We start from the raw sequence: 16,644 nt of genomic DNA, 5'->3' as shown, positions 1-16,644 counted from the left end.
AATAAATCACGTCAAGTATAAAAGGAACCCGGGATTCCTTTTATCTATAAATTTAAAAAGAATGTTATAAACAGGAGGAAGAAGAAATGAAAAAAGTACTTGTGTTAATGCTTGCCCTGATGATGACGGTAACCTTATTTGCCGGATGTCAGAGCTCGAGCGATACTGAAGGTGATGCTGCAACAGGTGATACTTTAAAGGTAGCTCTGCTGCTGCCGGGAACAGCTAATGATAAGGGCTGGAACAATGAAGCCTATGACGGATTGATGGAGATTGAGGAACTGGGATGTGAAGTCGCTTATTCTGAAGCGGTAGCTGCTTCTGATTATGAAACTGTATTCCGCGGCTATGCTGATCAGGGTTACAATATCATTTTCGGACATGGTTCTGAATTTGCCGATGCAGCCAAAAATGTTGCCCCAGACTATTTGGATACAATGTTTTTAATCACCAGTTCTGACGTAGTTCAGGAACCCAATGTAGCAGGTGTGCTGAATCTGAATGATCAGCAGGGATTCATTGCCGGTGTAGTAGCGGCATTAGCGACAGAAACAGGAAAAGTTGGAGCTATCGGTGGGATGGAGATTCCATCAATCCAAAGCTATATAACAGGTTTTGAACAGGGTGTTGCCTATGTTGATAATGGAACTGTTGCTCTGACTGCTTTTACTGGCGATTTTGACGATGCAGCCAAGCTTAAAGATCAGGCAGTAGTATTCATCGAAGATGGTGCGGACATTATCGCTCATGATGCGGACCAGGCAGGTCTGGGTGTCTTTGAAGCAGTTAAAGGCCACGAAGGCGTTTACGCTATTGGAGCAGTTAAAGACCAGTATGAAGAAAATCCGGAACAGACACTCACCAGTGCGACCAACCAGATTAGTCTGGGTATGGTAGCGGCTGTTAAAGAAGCCATGAATGGACCATTAGAAGCTAAAGTTTACCACTTCGGTATTGCTGAAGGCGTTATTGGCCTGGCTCCTTACCATGACTGTGAAGATGTGCTGACAGATGATGAAAAACAGTTTGTGACTGATACAATGGATAAAATCGCAGCTGGCGAAATCGAAATCGAAAGCGCACAGGCTAACTAAGAACAGCAGGAAAAGAAGGCTCATCATAACAGATAGCCGTATAAAAGTAGATTATTACCATAACCCCGATGATGGTTTTCCAGGTATATCGGACAATCCGATATACCTGGATTAAATCAATAAAGGGCTGAATTAAGGAAGGAAAATGGCCATGGATGCCTTACTTGAACTCAAAAAAATAACAAAATCATTTAATGATTTAAAAGCAAATGATGAAATAAGCTTTTCTCTGGAGAAAGGTCAGATTCATGCTTTACTGGGGGAAAATGGTGCCGGTAAAAGTACCCTGATGAATATTATCTTCGGGATTATTAAACAGGACTCTGGTGCTATTATCATCAATGGCAGGGAAGTGGAGATCAATTCTCCTAAAGACGCAATTAAAAACGGCATAGGGATGGTCCATCAGCACTTCATGCTGATTTCGACACTGACCGTTGCTGAGAACATTATTTTATCAATGGTTGATCAGAAAGGCTTATTGCTGGACAAGGCAAATGTTATTAAGAGGATTAAAGAAATTTCCGAGAAATATCAGTTGGAAATTGATCCGAACATGCTTGTTGCAGATTTGACAGTTGGCCAGCAGCAGCGCGTTGAAATCATCAAGGCTGTCTATACCGATTGTAATTTGCTGATATTGGATGAGCCGACAGCAGTATTGACACCGAGAGAAACAGAACAGCTGTTTGAAATCATTCATCAACTTAAGTCTGAAGACAAGTCTGTAATCTTTATCAGTCACAAGCTGAATGAGGTTATGAAAATCAGTGAGAAAATTAGTGTTTTGAGAAACGGCCGGTTAGTAGCTGAACGTGATAAAGAAGCAACCAGTCAGAAAGAACTGGCGGCTTTGATGGTGGGTAAAGAGGTGGCCTTTGTGGTCAATGAGCATGATCGGGAGCCGGGGGAAGATCGGCTGGTTGTGAATGACCTGACTGTAAAAGGTAAACGCCATAATTTAGTAGTCAAGAACTTGAACCTGAAAGTCCGAGCCGGCGAGATCTATGGTATTGCTGGAGTTGATGGCAATGGTCAGACGGAACTGATCAAAGCAATCAGTGCTCTGGACAAGGCGGCATCTGGAAGTGTTAAGATTAATGGCCGGGATATGACCAATAAGAAGCCTAACGATATTCTTGAGTGTGGTGTTTCGCATATACCAGAAGATCGTCAGGCAGATGGTGTCCTGATGAGCAAGAGCATACTGGAAAACATGATTCTCCACGATATTGGAAAAAAAGAATACAAAAAAGGACCTTTTATCAACTGGCCTTTGCATCAGCAGCGGACAGAAGAACGAATTGCCAAATATAATGTCAAAACGCCGGATATCTGGGCGCCGATGGAAAGCCTTTCTGGCGGTAACCAGCAAAAGGTGGTCATTGCCAGAGAACTGGAAAAAAATCCGGACCTGCTTTTGGCAGTACACCCGACGCGGGGCGTTGATATTGGAGCGATAGAGTTTATACATAAAGAGATCATCGAGGCTAAAAACAGAGGCTGTGCGGTTTTACTGGTTTCAACAGAATTGGATGAAATCATGGCCCTTAGCGACAGGATTGGCGTCATGTATGATGGTCAGATTCTGGGAGAAATGGATAGAAAGAGCGCGACAATCGAAAGAATCGGATGCCTGATGGCAGGACTTTGTGAGAGTGAAGAGATGGAGGCATAATGTTAGATCAATTACTTATAAATGCGATTATTGTCACAGTAGACAGTGACAGAAAAATCTGGTACAAAGGGGCGATGGCTGTCGCTCAGGGGAAAATTGTCGAAGTTGGACCGTCTGAAATCCTTGAAAAAAAGTATTCAGAAGTTAAAGAGGTCATAGACTGTGATGGCAAAATTATCTTTCCCGGTTTTATCAATACCCATACCCACCTTTTTCAGACGCTTTTAAAGGGGCTCGGCGATGATATGGATCTAAAGGACTGGTTAGCGACGATGACCTTTCCGGCCGCCCGCTTTCTGACACCGGAGGACTGTTACCAGGCTGCTCTTCTGGGAAGTATGGAATCCGTCCGCAGCGGGATTACCACATCCCTTGACTATATGTACCCCCATGCATCAGAAGGTTTGAGTGACGGCGTAATCCAGGCCTTTAAAGATTTAAAAATCCGTGGTGTTTTTGGCAGGGGAACCATGAATGCCGGTTTGGATTTCGGTGTTTGCCAGGAGATTACTCAGGACGTGAAAACGGTCGAAAAAGATCTGGTACGTTTGTTTGATACCTACCATAACACCGAAGATGGCAGAATCAAGGTTTGGACAGCACCGGCTGCCCTTTGGTCAAACTCAGAAGAAATGTTTAAAATGCTCTATGAAGTGACTAATGCCTATAAGTCGGGTTTGACAGTTCATGTGTCTGAGACACCTTTTGATCGGATGGCGACAGAAGCCCTTCACGGTGTTGCGGGGGTGGATTGCCTAGAAAAACTGGGCATTACCGGATCTAATGTACTGATGGTGCACTGTGTTTATCTGACAGAAGAAGATATTCGGAAAGCAGCGGCTTATGATTTCAAGGTTTCTTATAATGCCGTCAGTAATATGTATTTGTCATCTGGGGTGGCACCAGTTCCACAGATGATTCGATCTGGCGTGACGGTTAGTCTGGGCGTTGATGGAGCGGCCAGCAATAACTCCCAGGATATGATTGAATTGATGAAGTCGGCCTCTCTGCTTCAAAAAGTCCATAACCTGGACCCAACGGCGATGACCGCTGAAAAGGTACTTGAAATGGCAACCATTGACGGCGCCAAGGCCCTGGGAATGGAAAATGAAATAGGCTCTCTGGAAGCAGGTAAAAAGGCTGACTATATTATCTTTAATCCGTATTTAAATCCCAAGGCGATACCGGTTCACAACCCTGTTTCAACTCTGGTTTATTCTTCGGGTATGGATAATATCGAAAGTGTTGCGGTTGATGGTCGGTTAATACTGCATAACAGCAAGTTTACCGGTGGTATTGATGAAGAAGCCGCTTACAGAAAAGCACAGGCAACAGCAGACGATTTGGCACTTCGCGCAGGGATTACAAACCGTAGAGAAGGCCATGAATGGAAAACAATTGAGTTAGAGGTGTAACCAATATGAATAAGCATGTTAAATATCTGGAAGAAGCAATTGAAGTTTCGAAAAAAGCCAGGGAATCTGGAAACACACCATTTGGTGCATTGCTGGCAGATAAAGATGGGAATATTCTTTTGCGTCAGGGTAATGTTGAACTGACTGAACACCGTTGCACCGGCCATGCTGAAACAGCATTGGCAGAAAAGGCTTCCCAGCTTTACAGTAAGGAATTTTTGGCAGAGTGTACCCTGTATACGACGGTTGAACCATGCGCCATGTGCACTGGGGCTATTTACTGGGCCAATATCGGTGCTATCGTGTACGGTATGGAAGAATCGGACCTGCTGAAGATGACGGGTAACAATGAAGTCAATCCAACCTTTAATATGCCTTGCCGGACCATTCTGGCTGCCGGCCAAAAAGACATTCAAGTGACTGGGCCGTTCAAGGAACTGGAGGAGTCAATCGCAGAAGTTCATAGAGGCTTTTGGGACTAAGACTATAAAGCAAGAACAGACGTCAGTTTTGCTGGATTTTAAGTGTTTGCTTACTGGCGTTTGATATTAATATTTTATTGCTTTGATAAAATAAATTGACATAATAATTGGAGGACAATTATGAAATTTTATGATGTGAGTGATTACATACCAATGGTAAATTTTCTTGCAAACGTATTGGGACCAAATACTGAAGTCGTACTGCATGATTTGAGAAATTATGAAGAATCGATTATTGCAATTGAAAACGGTCATATCAGCGGAAGAAAAATAGGCGGACCGGTTACGGATTTAGTACTGGGCATTGTTAAGAATAAAAAATATTCAGACAGCGATTATGTAGCCAATTATACCGGCAAAACAAAAGACGGTATTCGTCTTAAATCATCATCTTTTTTTATCAAGGATGAAGCTGGTTCAATTATTGGTATGCTGTGTGTTAATACAAGTATTTCTGTCTATTTAGAACTGCACAAGCAGCTTAGCGATATTATCAACTATGGTATGGATCAGGACCTGATCAGTCAGGTGAGTGAGAGTAACATTGTAGAAGAGAATTTTCGCGAATCGGTGGAAGAGATCACAATGGGTTCTGTTGAGGCCGTTTTGGCAGGCTATGATATTCCGCCGGAAAGAATGTCGTCTGATGAAAAAATGGAAATTGTCAAAAAGCTGTTTGATAAGGGGATCTTTCTTATCAAGGGAGAAGTCAGCAGAGTCGCTGAATATTTAAAAGTGTCCGATGCGACAATGTATCGATATTTAAATAAGATCAAATAGACTGCAGCAGGATATTATTTGCAAAGGAAAAAGGTCTTTCCATATATAAGCGCTAAGATAAGCACCCGTAGAGCAATCATTAGAACAGGGGGCTTTTTAGTCGTGGATTAATGGTTATTTTGTGATTTAGGAAACTAGACGCTAAATAATGAAGACAGGTGTTTCTATCAAATGGGACATATATAAGGAGACAAATGATGGTGAATAAATCGATTATGATAATTAAAAATGGGACATTGGTGGATGGTACCGGCCAGGCAGCTTTTATGGCAGATCTTATGATAAAAGAAGAGCGTATCCAGGCAATAGCGGCAGCAGGGTCTTTTGATAATGAGTCGGAGGCATTAATCATCGATGCTGCTGAAAAAATTGTGTCACCGGGATTTATCGATACCCACAGTCATTCGGACCTGGCAGTACTGATAGAACCGGAATTATTGCCTAAACTCAACCAGGGTATTACCACAGAAGTTCTGGGCCAGGATGGCATATCGATGGCGCCTTTACCCCCAAAGTATATTTCAGCCTGGCGAAAAAATCTGGCCGGTCTAGATGGAGACAGCGACCAGATTGACTGGGCATATGAAAATACCAGTAACTATCTGGCCATGATCGAAGCAGCAAAACCGGCTTTAAATGAAAGCTATCTGCTGCCTCATGGGAATGTCAGAATGGAAGCCATGGGTTTGGACGATCGCAAGCCTACTGCCGAAGAAATTGAGCAGATGTGCAAAATAACCAGACGCGAGATGGAAGCGGGATGCTTGGGCTTTTCATCAGGATTAATTTATACGCCTTGTGCTTATTCCAAAACCAGTGAAATAATTGCGATATGTAAGATTATTGCCGAGTATAATGGTGTTTTTGTGGTGCATCAAAGAAGTGAAGCGGACACGATTATTACTTCGATGAAAGAAATTTTAGAAATTGGGCGAAAAACAGGGGTAAAGATTCATTTTTCCCACTTTAAGGTCTGCGGCAAAAACAACTGGAAGTATATCCCGGAGATGTTTAAATTACTGGATGAGGCAAAAGAAGAGGGAATAGCTGTAACATTTGATCAATATCCATATGCGGCGGGTTCTACTATGCTGGGCGTTATTTTACCCCCCTGGGCCCATGATGGTGGGACGGATCAGCTTATGGATCGCTTAAGGGATCACTCGGTACGGCAAAAAATGAAAGAAGATATCGCAAGCGGCATTCCCGGCTGGGATAATTTTGTGGATTTTGCCGGTCTTGATCAGATATTTATTACCAGTGTCAATACGGAGCATAATCAGGATGTCATCGGTTTGAGTTTGGCGGAGCTGGGGAATAAAAAGGGTAAGGATGCCCTGGAGGCGACATTTGATCTGCTTCTGGCAGAAGAAAATGCAGTTGGGATGGTCGATTTCTATGGACTGGAAGAACATATCATTCAGATTATGAAACGTGATGAGATGAATGCCTGTACCGACGGACTTCTGGCAGGTACACCCCATCCCAGAGTTTACGGATCTTTTCCGCGAATAGCAGGAAAATATGTAAGAGAAGAAAAAGTAATAAGTCTTGAGGCAGCTGTAGCTAAAATGTCTGGAAAATCGGCAACCTCAATGGGAATAAAGGAAAGGGGCTTTCTCAAAGAAGGATATTATGCAGATATAGTAATATGGAATGCTGAAACGATTAGTGATCGGGGAACTTTTGTCGAGCCTAAGAAGAAGCCTGTAGGAATTGACCATGTTATTGTTAATGGTATACCATTGATACTTAACGGTGAATTTACCGGTAATCGAAGCGGAAAAGTTATCAGGAGGTAAAGATGTATACATTTTGGGTCAATGGCATAGAAATTTCAACAGCTTTGGATAAAAATCTTTTGGATTTTATTAGAGATGAGCTGGATATCACTTCCCTTAAGAATGGTTGTAAAGAAGGCTCCTGTGGTGCATGTATGGTGCTTATCGACGGGAAAAAAGGACGTGCCTGCAAAAATACGACGGCAAAAGTTAATGGCAAAAATATCATAACGGTCGAAGGACTATCAGAACGAGAAAAAGAAGTTTATGACTACTGTTTCAAAAAAGCAGGAGGAGTGCAATGCGGTTTCTGCACACCGGGAATGATTATTAGTGCTAAATCCCTTTTAGATACTGAAAAGAACCCCTCATCAAGCGATGTTAAAAAAGCCATCAAAGGCAATATCTGCCGTTGCACAGGCTATAAAAAAATCGAGGAGGCAATCCTACAGGCGGCAGATTTTTTTAGAGTGGATTTGCCTATCCCTGTAGAGAAATTTACCGGAAAAATTGGTGAGCGAACATTTCGGCCGGATGCGATGAGTAAAATTGATGGCTCGGCAAAATATGTTGAAGATATCAAAGTTGAAGGAATGATCTATGGCAGTGCCCTGCGTTCCCGATATCCCAGAGCCCTGGTAAAAGATATTGATATAACGCAAGCGATTAAACATCCCGATGCAGTAGCGATAGTATTGGCAGAAGATGTACCTGGTCAGCGATACATTGGTCACTTAACCCATGATTGGCCAGCCCTTATCGCTAAAGGAGAGATAACACGTTATCTTGGAGACAGTATCGCCCTTGTTGCGGCCAAGAACTCTGAAGCCCTGCAGGAAATTAAAGACCTGATTGATGTCCAGTACCAAGAATTAGAACCGATGTTATCGGCTGAGCAAGCGATAGAAAAAAACGCTGAGGATATTCATGAGGGCGGAAATATCTACCGGACAGAAGTGATTAAAAGAGGTCAAGTAGACAAGGCTTTGCGTGAGTCAGCCCATGTTGTGACCATGTCTTACTCAACACCTCATCAGGAACACGCTTTTCTGGAGCCTGAGACTGCTTTGGCTGTTCCTGAGCAGGAGCGTTTAACTGTCTATACTGGCGGTCAGGGGATTTATGATGAGTATCGTGAAATAAGCATGCTTTTGGGAATTCCCAAAGAAAAGCTGCGGATAAAAAGTGCAGTTGTTGGGGGCGGATTCGGCGGTAAGGAAGATATGAGTGTTCAGCATCATGCTGCTCTGCTGGCATATATTACAAAACTTCCGGTGCGTGTTAGTCTGACAAGAGAAGAAAGTTTTCTTGTTCATCCTAAACGTCATCCAATGGAGATGGAATTAACCACAGCTTGCGATAAAGATGGCAGACTGACCGCGATGAAGCTGCGATTGAACGCTGATACCGGGGCCTATGCTTCATTGGGCGGTCCGGTCCTGCAAAGAGCCTGTACCCACGCAGCTGGACCATATAATTATCAGAATATAGATATAATCGGCAAGGCAGTTTATACCAATAACGTTCCCAGCGGGGCATTTAGGGGCTTTGGAGTAACACAGACGATATTTGCCACAGAATGTAATATTAATTTGCTGGCTGAGAAAGTCGGATTAGACCCCTATGAAATACGGCATTTAAATGCTATCAGACCGGGACAGACTTTGCCCAATGGACAGATTGTCGATGAAGGTACTGGACTTTTGGAGTGTATTGAAGCAGTTAAAGATGCTTATTATGATAACTATAAACGCGCTGGCATAGCCTGTGCCATCAAGAATGCAGGTGTGGGCGTGGGGATTCCAGATACCGGTCGTGTACGTCTGGTAATTATCGATGGCAAGGTATCGTTAAGAACCAGTGCCTCCTGCATGGGCCAGGGAATTGCCGAAACAATGAGAACAATCTTATGTCAAACCACTGGTTTGAAACCAGAAGACGTGATAGTCTCAGATCCGGATACAGATATTACCCCTGATTCAGGAACCAGTACAGCTTCAAGGCAAACGGTTATTAATGGTGAAACGACCAGAAGGGCCAGCCTTAAACTCGCACAGGATCTGAATAATCATAGCCTTTCAGAACTGGAAGGAAAAGTCTACTATGAAGAATTTACTGGTATTACTGATCCGATGGGAAGTGATAAAGCAAACCCGGTCAGTCATCTGGAGTATGGATACGCCTGTCAGGTTGTTATACTGGGGGAAGATGGAAAAGTCGATAAGGTAGTGGCAGCCCATGATGTGGGCCGGGCCATTAATCCGACTAATGTAGAAGGTCAGATAGAAGGTGGTATTGTAATGGGCCTGGGCTATGCGTTGACAGAAGATCTAAAAATTAAAAATGGTTGTCCGACAGCAAGCTTTGGAAAATTGGGGCTTTTACGTTCAACTGATACACCAGATATAGAAACGATTCTGATTGAGAAGAATCATGCTGAGTTAGCTTATGGGGCGAAAGGGGTAGGAGAAATTACCCTGATCCCGACAGCGCCTGCAACACAGGCCGCTTACTATAAATGGGATGGGAACTTTAGAACATCATTGCCGCTTGAAAATACACCGTATTCTAAATAATTGGAGACATGACGATGACGAAATCCGGAAAAATATTGATAGGAAATGGAAGGCTGATTACCAGAGATCCATTAAGACCTTTTTTAAAAAATGGAGCATTAGTGATAGACGCAAATCACATCGAAGAAGTTGGAGAGACCCAGGTCCTTTTGCAGAAATATCCCGGTTCAGATTATATTGATGCACAGGGAATGTTTATAATGCCAGGCTATATCAATGCCCACCATCACATTTACAGTGCTTTTGCCAGAGGGATGAGTATACCGGATAACCATCCTCAAAATTTTCTGGAAATTCTGGAAGGAACCTGGTGGAATTTAGACCGGCATATGACACTGGAAGAAACTTATAACTCTGGAATTGCAGCTTATCTTGAATGTATCAGAAATGGTGTGACAACATTAATTGACCATCATGCAAGCTATAAAGAAGTGACTGGAAGTCTGTATGCGTTGGAAAAAGCGGCCGCGTTAACAGGTGTAAGAACCTGTCTTTCTTATGAAATATCAGATAGAGACGGAAAAGAGAAAATGCTGCAAGCGGTAGAAGAGTCTTTTGACTTCGCAGAAAGTCTTGAAAATAGCACAATGATTGAAACCCTGATCGGTTTACATGCTTCGTTTACGCTGAGTGATGAAACACTCAAAATTTGCAAAGAAAGAAATTCCCGGAAAATTGGTTATCATGTACACGTTGCTGAAGGCCTTTATGACCAGGAACATTCCTTAAAAGAATATGGATGTTCAGTGGTAGAAAGATTGAAGCGTTTTGACATATTGAACGAGAATACTTTGGCAGGCCATTGTGTCCATATTTCTAAAGAGGATATGGATATTCTGAAAGAATCAGGTGTTACCGTTATCCATAATCCCCAGTCCAATATGGCAAATGCTGTGGGCGTACCGGATGTATTGAGAATGATTGACAAAGGGATAACCGTCTGTCTTGGTACTGATGGATATACCTTTGACATGCTCGAATCGGCAAAGGCTGCCCTGGTACTGCAAAAGCACCAAAGCGGGAATCCGGATAGAGGCTTTGCAGAAACGTCAGCGATGTTATTTGAAAATAATGCCAGAATCGCTTCGAAAATATTTGGTGAGACTCTAGGTATAATAAAAGAAGGCGCAGCAGCCGATGTGATTATTGTTGACTATCGACCTTATACACCGCTTAATGAAAGTAACATTGATGGCCATCTTTTCTTTGGTATTACCGGAAATCATACAGACACCACAATTATCAATGGAAAAGTTTTGATGCGGCATAAGAAGATGATGGCTGACACCGAAAACTTATCGGCTAAATGTGTGGAAAGCGCGGCCGAATTATGGAGGAAACTATATGAGTGATGTAATGGTGCCGATTTCGTTTGAAATGCTTTTAGCAGATCTGCTTAAAGGATATAAGGAAAAAAAATGCTTTCTTGATGTCCCGGTAGACAGAAATAAAAACTGTTCAACGGGGCAAAATATAGGTCCTGCTGCTGGCCCGCATACGCAGCTTGCGGGAAATATTGTCGCCGCTTATGGGGCGGGCGCGTCCTGCTTTGAACTGAAAACTGTTCAGATACTGACGGGTGAAGCATTAGGAATTGTCAAACCCTGTATATACGCTGCCACAGAAGTTTTTAATACAGAATGGTCGACTGAGTTGTCTATCGAAGAAGCGAAAGCGGAATATATCAAAGCCTATCTTCTTCTAAAAGTGCTGATAAAGGAATTCGATCTGGGTGATCCCGATGAATTTGAATTCATTATGAGCGTTGGATATGATTTAGCAGGGATACAAAGTGAGCCTGTGGATGGGTTTATCAATCAACTTATGGATGCCTCCCAAGCTGAGGAATGGAAAAAAGATATCGCTTATCTGCTGGAAAATGTGGATTTGTTTGACAATATTTCAAGGGATTATATTAAAAATATCAGTCCTTTTATCAGCAATACCATTGCCCTCTCTACCATGCACGGCTGCAAGAAAGAGGAGATTGAAGTAATTGCCGGACATCTCCTTAAAAATAAGGTTATGAATGTTTATGTCAAGCTAAATCCAACGCTTTTAGGTAAAGAGAGCGTCAGAAGCATTCTTGATAAGCAAGGCTATCAGCATATTCTATTGGACGACCATGTTTTTGAATTGGATATCGATTTGGACAGTGCCGTAGATATGCTCAAAAGACTCATGTCAGAAGCTGAAAAAGATGGAAAAATATTCGGGGTTAAACTTACGAATACACTTCCGGTAAAAAATGCTAATCATGAACTCACCGGTGATAATATGTACTTATCAGGACCAGCCCTTTATCCTATAGCAATTGGCGTAGCCGATATTCTGGCCAGGCAGTTTGATGGTAAACTGCCCATATCTTATTCAGGCGGTGCGGATGAGCATAACATCTCTGATATCCTGGCCTGTGGCATTAAGCCGGTAACCGTTTCATCTTTACTACTGAAGTCAGGTGGTTACAAGAATTTTAATCGCCTGATTACTGCAGCTTCGGGAGTTGATTGTCCGGCGACCATTGATTTGGAAAAACTGGAAAATTTATCTTTAAGTGCTTGTGAAGAAAGCTTGTATCAATACAAGGAAAGAAAAATTTTCAAACAGGCAAAAGCCTATACGTCATTATGTTCAGCCTGTAATAATTGTGTGGATCTATGTCCTAACCGGGCTAATCGTGTGATTGAGCTGGAACAAAAAAAGGTCGTTATTCATATTGATGATCTCTGCAATGAATGTGGCTTATGCAGCTTATACTGTATAAAAGGGCATGAACCCTATCAGGCTAAGTTCACGCTATTTTCGACCAGAGAAGGGTTCGAAAACAGTAGTAATCCTGGCGTTTATAGTGATAGCGAAGATCATTTGCGTAATGATGAGCATGAAGTAAAGATGTTTTTAAAAAACGATAGCTGGTCGAATTGTTTAAGGGAGTTTCTGAAAACAGGTCATCATTAATCAGTCATTCTATTTTAAGTGTAGCAGTGTTATGCCAAAGGATTTTTATTGAAGCGCTTGATTTTTTTGGAGAACAATTATATAATAAGGCAGAATTTGTGTTGAGTTAACCACATTAAATACTCAGATCGAGTAAATAATGTGGTTTTTTTGTGCCCATAACCACTTGCTTGATCAGAAAGGATCGATCATGTCCAGTTTACTGTTGAAAAAAATTAAAACAATTTATACTTTTAATCATGATGATGAAATTTTAGAGGAGACTGATCTCTTTGTGGAAGATGGGGTCATTATGGAAATTGGCAAAAGTTTGGATGAAAAGTACACAAAAGTTAACCAGGTGGTTGACTGCAATGGACTGGTAGCTTTACCAGGCTTTGTAAATACCCACCATCACTTGTATCAGACTTTATTTCGGGGAATAAAAGAGGTTCAGGAATTACCCCTATTTCCCTGGCTCAAAGGATTATATCAATTCTGGCAGCATATGGATGAAGAAGCAATTTATTATGGTGCAATGGTTGGGATGAGTGAATTATTGAGAACCGGCTGTACCTATACGGCAGATCACCACTATGTTTTTCCACAAGGGGCTGGCAGTCAGCTGATCGATACTCAGATTAAAGCAGCAAAAGAGATTGGGATCCGCTTTCATGCAACCAGAGGGTCTATGTCACTAGGGGTAGATGATGGGGGTCTGCCGCCGATGAGTGTTGTGCAAACAGAGACGGAGATTTTAAATGATTCTCAAAGGCTGATTGACAGCTATCACGACACTGGCGATTTTGCGATGACAAGAATTGCCCTGGCACCGTGTTCGCCTTTTTCGGTTACGGATTCACTGATGAAAGAAACAGCTAAAATGGCGAGGCAAAATAAAGTGATGCTTCATACCCATCTGGCAGAAACAAAAGATGAAGAAAAATTTTGTTTAGAGAAATATGGACTTCGCCCCTTTGAATTAATGGAATCCTTAGAATGGGTCGGACAAGATGTTTGGTTTGCCCACAGCATTTACTTGAATGATCAGGAAATATCTCGCTTGAATGGTAGTGGAATTGCCCATTGTCCTTCAAGCAATATGAAATTAAACAGTGGAATCTGTAGAACCAGCGAATTGGTGAAAAGTAAAGCAAAACTCAGTCTGGCTGTTGATGGCAGTGCCAGCAATGATGGATCAAACATGTGGGAAGAAGTAAGGCGGATGTATTTATTGAATCATTTAAAATACGGAACCCAGGGATTAAACGCATATGAGTGTCTAAAAGTTGCAACAAGAGGGGGCGCTGAAGTTCTTGGTAGAAATGATATCGGTTATATTCAAGAGAATATGGGGGCAGATCTGATTCTCTTTGATCTGAACGACATTGCCTATGCGGGATGCCATGATCCATTAGTATCCCTGGTTTCTCTGGGAAATCATTCCTATACAAAGATGACGATTGTAAATGGGAAAATTGTTGCCAAGGATGGAGAATTGACTTCAATAGATACCGATGAGATGGCAAAAAAAGCAAATCAATTGGCAACGGAGATAGTGATGTATCAAAGAGAAAAGAGCTTTTAGAAAAAGTCGTGATAATAAATTATTATTGCGATGAGATTTATGTTGACATCATAGGATAACCATGTTATTATTACGGCACAAAGAAAATATTGTATCGAAATAACAAAGGCGTTATTGATTTTTAATCAATGCGCCTTTATTTTTTGCCAGAGAATATAGAATAAAGATATTGGCTCCATAAGGACTGAAAAGTTTAGAAAAATCAGGGAATTAAGATTGAACCATACTCAGGAGGCATCAATGAAACTGCAAACAAATATAATAAAACCCCTCTTATCCATTGTATTTGCGCTGATATTCGGAGCACTCATCATAGCTCTGATTCAGCAGAATCCGGTGGAAGTTTATCAGGTCATGTGGCAGGGGGCCTTTGGTTCAAAAATGGCCATTGCGGCAACACTGGTCAAAGCGACAACGCTGATTTTTGTCGGTCTGTCCTATGGATTTGCCTATAAGTGCGGCCTGGTCAATATCGGGATCGAAGGCCAGCTTTACATGGGAGCCCTGTTTTCCACATATGTCGCGGTCTATATGGAGCTGCCGATGGTGCTGCATGTGCCGCTGGCACTCCTGGCAGGTTTTATCGGAGGCGCCTTCTGGGGAGGGATTGTCGGATTTTTAAAGAACCGTTTTAATGCCAGCGAAATGATTACCACAGTAATGATGAACTATGTGGCAGTGTATATCGTATCAGCCCTGGTCAACGGACCGATGATGGAAGAAAAGGCGACCTATCCCCAGTCGGACATCATCATGGACAGTGCCAAGCTGATTAAGCTGATTCCCAACAGCCAGCTGACGATTGGATTATTCATTGCTCTGGCGGCCTTGGTGGTCTATTATATCTACTGGAAATATACCCCCCAGGGATTCAGAATGGCAACAGTGGGAACCAACAAAGACGCCGCTGAATATGTAGGGATTCCGGTAAAACGGATGGTGCTGATGGCGATGGTTATTTCGGGCGGAATCGGTGGCCTGGCGGGCAGCATGGAAGTGCTGGGCGTTCAGCATAAACTGCTGGAAGGTCTGTCGGCTGGATACGGTTTTGACGGGATTGCGGTAGCCCTTCTGGGCAACAGCAGTGCCATCGGAATTTTCTTCTCCTCGATTCTGTTCGGTGCTCTTAGAAGCGGCGGAAACGCGGTTCAGATGTTCACCCGACTGCCGATTGCCGTCATCTATATCATCCAGGGACTGGTTATCATATTTGTGGTGGTGGATCAGTTCAAGCCGTTCAGCTTCAAAAAGTCTGAGGGTTTAGGAAAGCTTCTTGAAAGAAAGCGGTTGGAAAGAAAGGAAGTATCCCAGTGAATCTATTAAGTTTCCTGACAACTGTAATAAATACATCAACGCCGATTCTTCTGGCGGCAATGGGGATTCTGATCATGCACCTGGCCGGTGTGATAAATATCGGAGCGGAAGGGATGATGCTGATTGGTGCCTTTTCCGGTGTGGTCGGGTCCTATCTGTTTGGCAATGTGTGGCTGGGAATGCTCTTTGCTCTGGGTGTCAGCGCAGTGGTCGGCCTGCTCTTTGCCTGGCTGACGGTGGGAATCAAAGCCAATCAGGTGGTGGTGGGGATTGCCCTGAATATCATTGCTGAAGGCCTGACGACGACCCTCTACCGGACCCTGTTTGGGATGAAGGAAGGGTCGATGAAGGTGGCAGGATTTACAGAGATTGGCGGCGGTTTTACCCTGCCGGTGTACCTGACGATTCTGGCGGTTATCCTGCTGAGTCTGTTTCTGTACAAGACCAGACCGGGGCTGAGAGTCAGAGCAACCGGTGAATATCCGGCGGCGATTGATTCTGTGGGTCTCAGTGTTGAAAAAATCCGATACCTGAGTACCATTGGCGGCTCGATGTTTATTGGAGCGGGCGGCGCCTATCTGTCACTGGGTCTGTTGTCTTTTTTCACCGAAAATATGGTCAGCGGCCGTGGCTTTATTGCCCTGGCGGCGGTTATTTTCGGCAGATACACCCCTGTGGGTGCTTTGCTGGCGGTCCTGCTCTTTGGTGCGGGAGAGGCCATGCAGTTCAGGATTCAGTCCTTTGGCAGTGACATACCAACCCAGCTGCTTTTAATGATTCCCTATGTGCTGACCATTGTCATGGTTTCGGTCTTTGGCCAGAAATCAGGCGATCCCTGTGCCCTGGGAGTACCATTTAGCAAGGGTAAATAAGCGCTTAAAAAAGAATAGTTAAAGACTAAACAGTTATGATAGACATTATATGATAGACGTCAGTTTGGTAACCTTTTTCAAAGGCCGCTTGCTGGCGTTTTCTATCGTTTTATCGAGATAGTTATTC

At 43.0% G+C, this 16,644-nt stretch carries 12 protein-coding genes; all 12 read left to right on the top strand.

What is annotated here, in order from left to right; translation table 11 throughout:
* The first annotated feature begins 86 nt into the window (after positions 1-86).
* Positions 87-1,094 carry a BMP family protein gene (locus Q5O24_11050; GenBank protein ID WKY46890.1) on the top strand — a complete coding sequence of 336 codons (1,008 nt, stop codon included), beginning with the start codon at positions 87-89 and terminating at the stop codon, positions 1,092-1,094.
* Between the two features lie 145 nt (positions 1,095-1,239).
* Positions 1,240-2,772 (top strand): ABC transporter ATP-binding protein, encoded by a 1,533-nt coding sequence (locus Q5O24_11045; GenBank protein ID WKY46889.1) that lies wholly within the window; start codon positions 1,240-1,242, stop codon positions 2,770-2,772.
* Positions 2,772-4,187, top strand: coding sequence for an amidohydrolase (locus Q5O24_11040; protein WKY46888.1), 1,416 nt, complete (start codon positions 2,772-2,774; stop codon positions 4,185-4,187). The genes Q5O24_11045 and Q5O24_11040 overlap by 1 nt, the downstream gene beginning before the upstream one ends.
* Before the next feature lie 5 nt (positions 4,188-4,192).
* Positions 4,193-4,669, top strand: coding sequence for a nucleoside deaminase (locus Q5O24_11035; GenBank protein WKY46887.1), 477 nt, complete (start codon positions 4,193-4,195; stop codon positions 4,667-4,669).
* 120 nt (positions 4,670-4,789) lie between these two features.
* Positions 4,790-5,449: a PAS domain-containing protein gene (locus Q5O24_11030; protein WKY46886.1), complete on the top strand. Its 660-nt coding sequence runs from the start codon at positions 4,790-4,792 to the stop codon at positions 5,447-5,449.
* Between the two features lie 194 nt (positions 5,450-5,643).
* Positions 5,644-7,251, top strand: coding sequence for a D-aminoacylase (locus Q5O24_11025; protein ID WKY46885.1), 1,608 nt, complete (start codon positions 5,644-5,646; stop codon positions 7,249-7,251).
* Between the two features lie 2 nt (positions 7,252-7,253).
* Entirely contained in the window at positions 7,254-9,806 is a 2,553-nt protein-coding gene (xdh, locus tag Q5O24_11020; GenBank protein ID WKY46884.1) for a selenium-dependent xanthine dehydrogenase, read from the top strand.
* Between the two features lie 14 nt (positions 9,807-9,820).
* Complete coding sequence (ssnA, locus tag Q5O24_11015) at positions 9,821-11,158, top strand: putative aminohydrolase SsnA (protein ID WKY46883.1); 1,338 nt, start codon at positions 9,821-9,823, stop codon at positions 11,156-11,158.
* The gene (locus Q5O24_11010; protein ID WKY46882.1) at positions 11,151-12,764 is read left to right on the top strand and encodes a selenate reductase; all 1,614 of its coding nucleotides are present in this window, start codon (positions 11,151-11,153) and stop codon (positions 12,762-12,764) included. The genes ssnA and Q5O24_11010 overlap by 8 nt, the downstream gene beginning before the upstream one ends.
* 190 nt (positions 12,765-12,954) lie before the next feature.
* The gene (locus tag Q5O24_11005) at positions 12,955-14,331 is read left to right on the top strand and encodes an 8-oxoguanine deaminase (protein ID WKY46881.1); all 1,377 of its coding nucleotides are present in this window, start codon (positions 12,955-12,957) and stop codon (positions 14,329-14,331) included.
* Between the two features lie 240 nt (positions 14,332-14,571).
* The gene (locus tag Q5O24_11000) at positions 14,572-15,645 is read left to right on the top strand and encodes an ABC transporter permease (GenBank protein WKY46880.1); all 1,074 of its coding nucleotides are present in this window, start codon (positions 14,572-14,574) and stop codon (positions 15,643-15,645) included.
* The gene (locus tag Q5O24_10995) at positions 15,642-16,517 is read left to right on the top strand and encodes an ABC transporter permease (protein ID WKY46879.1); all 876 of its coding nucleotides are present in this window, start codon (positions 15,642-15,644) and stop codon (positions 16,515-16,517) included. The genes Q5O24_11000 and Q5O24_10995 overlap by 4 nt, the downstream gene beginning before the upstream one ends.
* Positions 16,518-16,644: the final 127 nt, after the last annotated feature.

Source organism: Eubacteriaceae bacterium ES3 (assembly GCA_030586155.1).
Lineage (GTDB): Bacteria > Bacillota > Clostridia > Eubacteriales > Eubacteriaceae > Acetobacterium.
This window is presented reverse-complemented; position numbering and strand designations above follow the sequence as displayed.

Excerpts from the sequence above, each read along its gene's own strand:
- Q5O24_11005 (WKY46881.1), top strand. The coding sequence starts at position 12,955 with ATGTCCAGTTTACTGTTGAAAAAAATTAAAACAATTTATACTTTTAAT.
- Q5O24_11045 (WKY46889.1), top strand. The coding sequence starts at position 1,240 with ATGGCCATGGATGCCTTACTTGAACTCAAAAAAATAACAAAATCATTT.
- Q5O24_11000 (WKY46880.1), top strand. The coding sequence starts at position 14,572 with ATGAAACTGCAAACAAATATAATAAAACCCCTCTTATCCATTGTATTT.
- Q5O24_11040 (WKY46888.1), top strand. The coding sequence starts at position 2,772 with ATGTTAGATCAATTACTTATAAATGCGATTATTGTCACAGTAGACAGT.
- xdh (WKY46884.1), top strand. The coding sequence starts at position 7,254 with ATGTATACATTTTGGGTCAATGGCATAGAAATTTCAACAGCTTTGGAT.
- Q5O24_11035 (WKY46887.1), top strand. The coding sequence starts at position 4,193 with ATGAATAAGCATGTTAAATATCTGGAAGAAGCAATTGAAGTTTCGAAA.
- Q5O24_11050 (WKY46890.1), top strand. The coding sequence starts at position 87 with ATGAAAAAAGTACTTGTGTTAATGCTTGCCCTGATGATGACGGTAACC.
- Q5O24_11030 (WKY46886.1), top strand. The coding sequence starts at position 4,790 with ATGAAATTTTATGATGTGAGTGATTACATACCAATGGTAAATTTTCTT.
- Q5O24_11010 (WKY46882.1), top strand. The coding sequence starts at position 11,151 with ATGAGTGATGTAATGGTGCCGATTTCGTTTGAAATGCTTTTAGCAGAT.
- Q5O24_11025 (WKY46885.1), top strand. The coding sequence starts at position 5,644 with ATGATGGTGAATAAATCGATTATGATAATTAAAAATGGGACATTGGTG.
- ssnA (WKY46883.1), top strand. The coding sequence starts at position 9,821 with ATGACGAAATCCGGAAAAATATTGATAGGAAATGGAAGGCTGATTACC.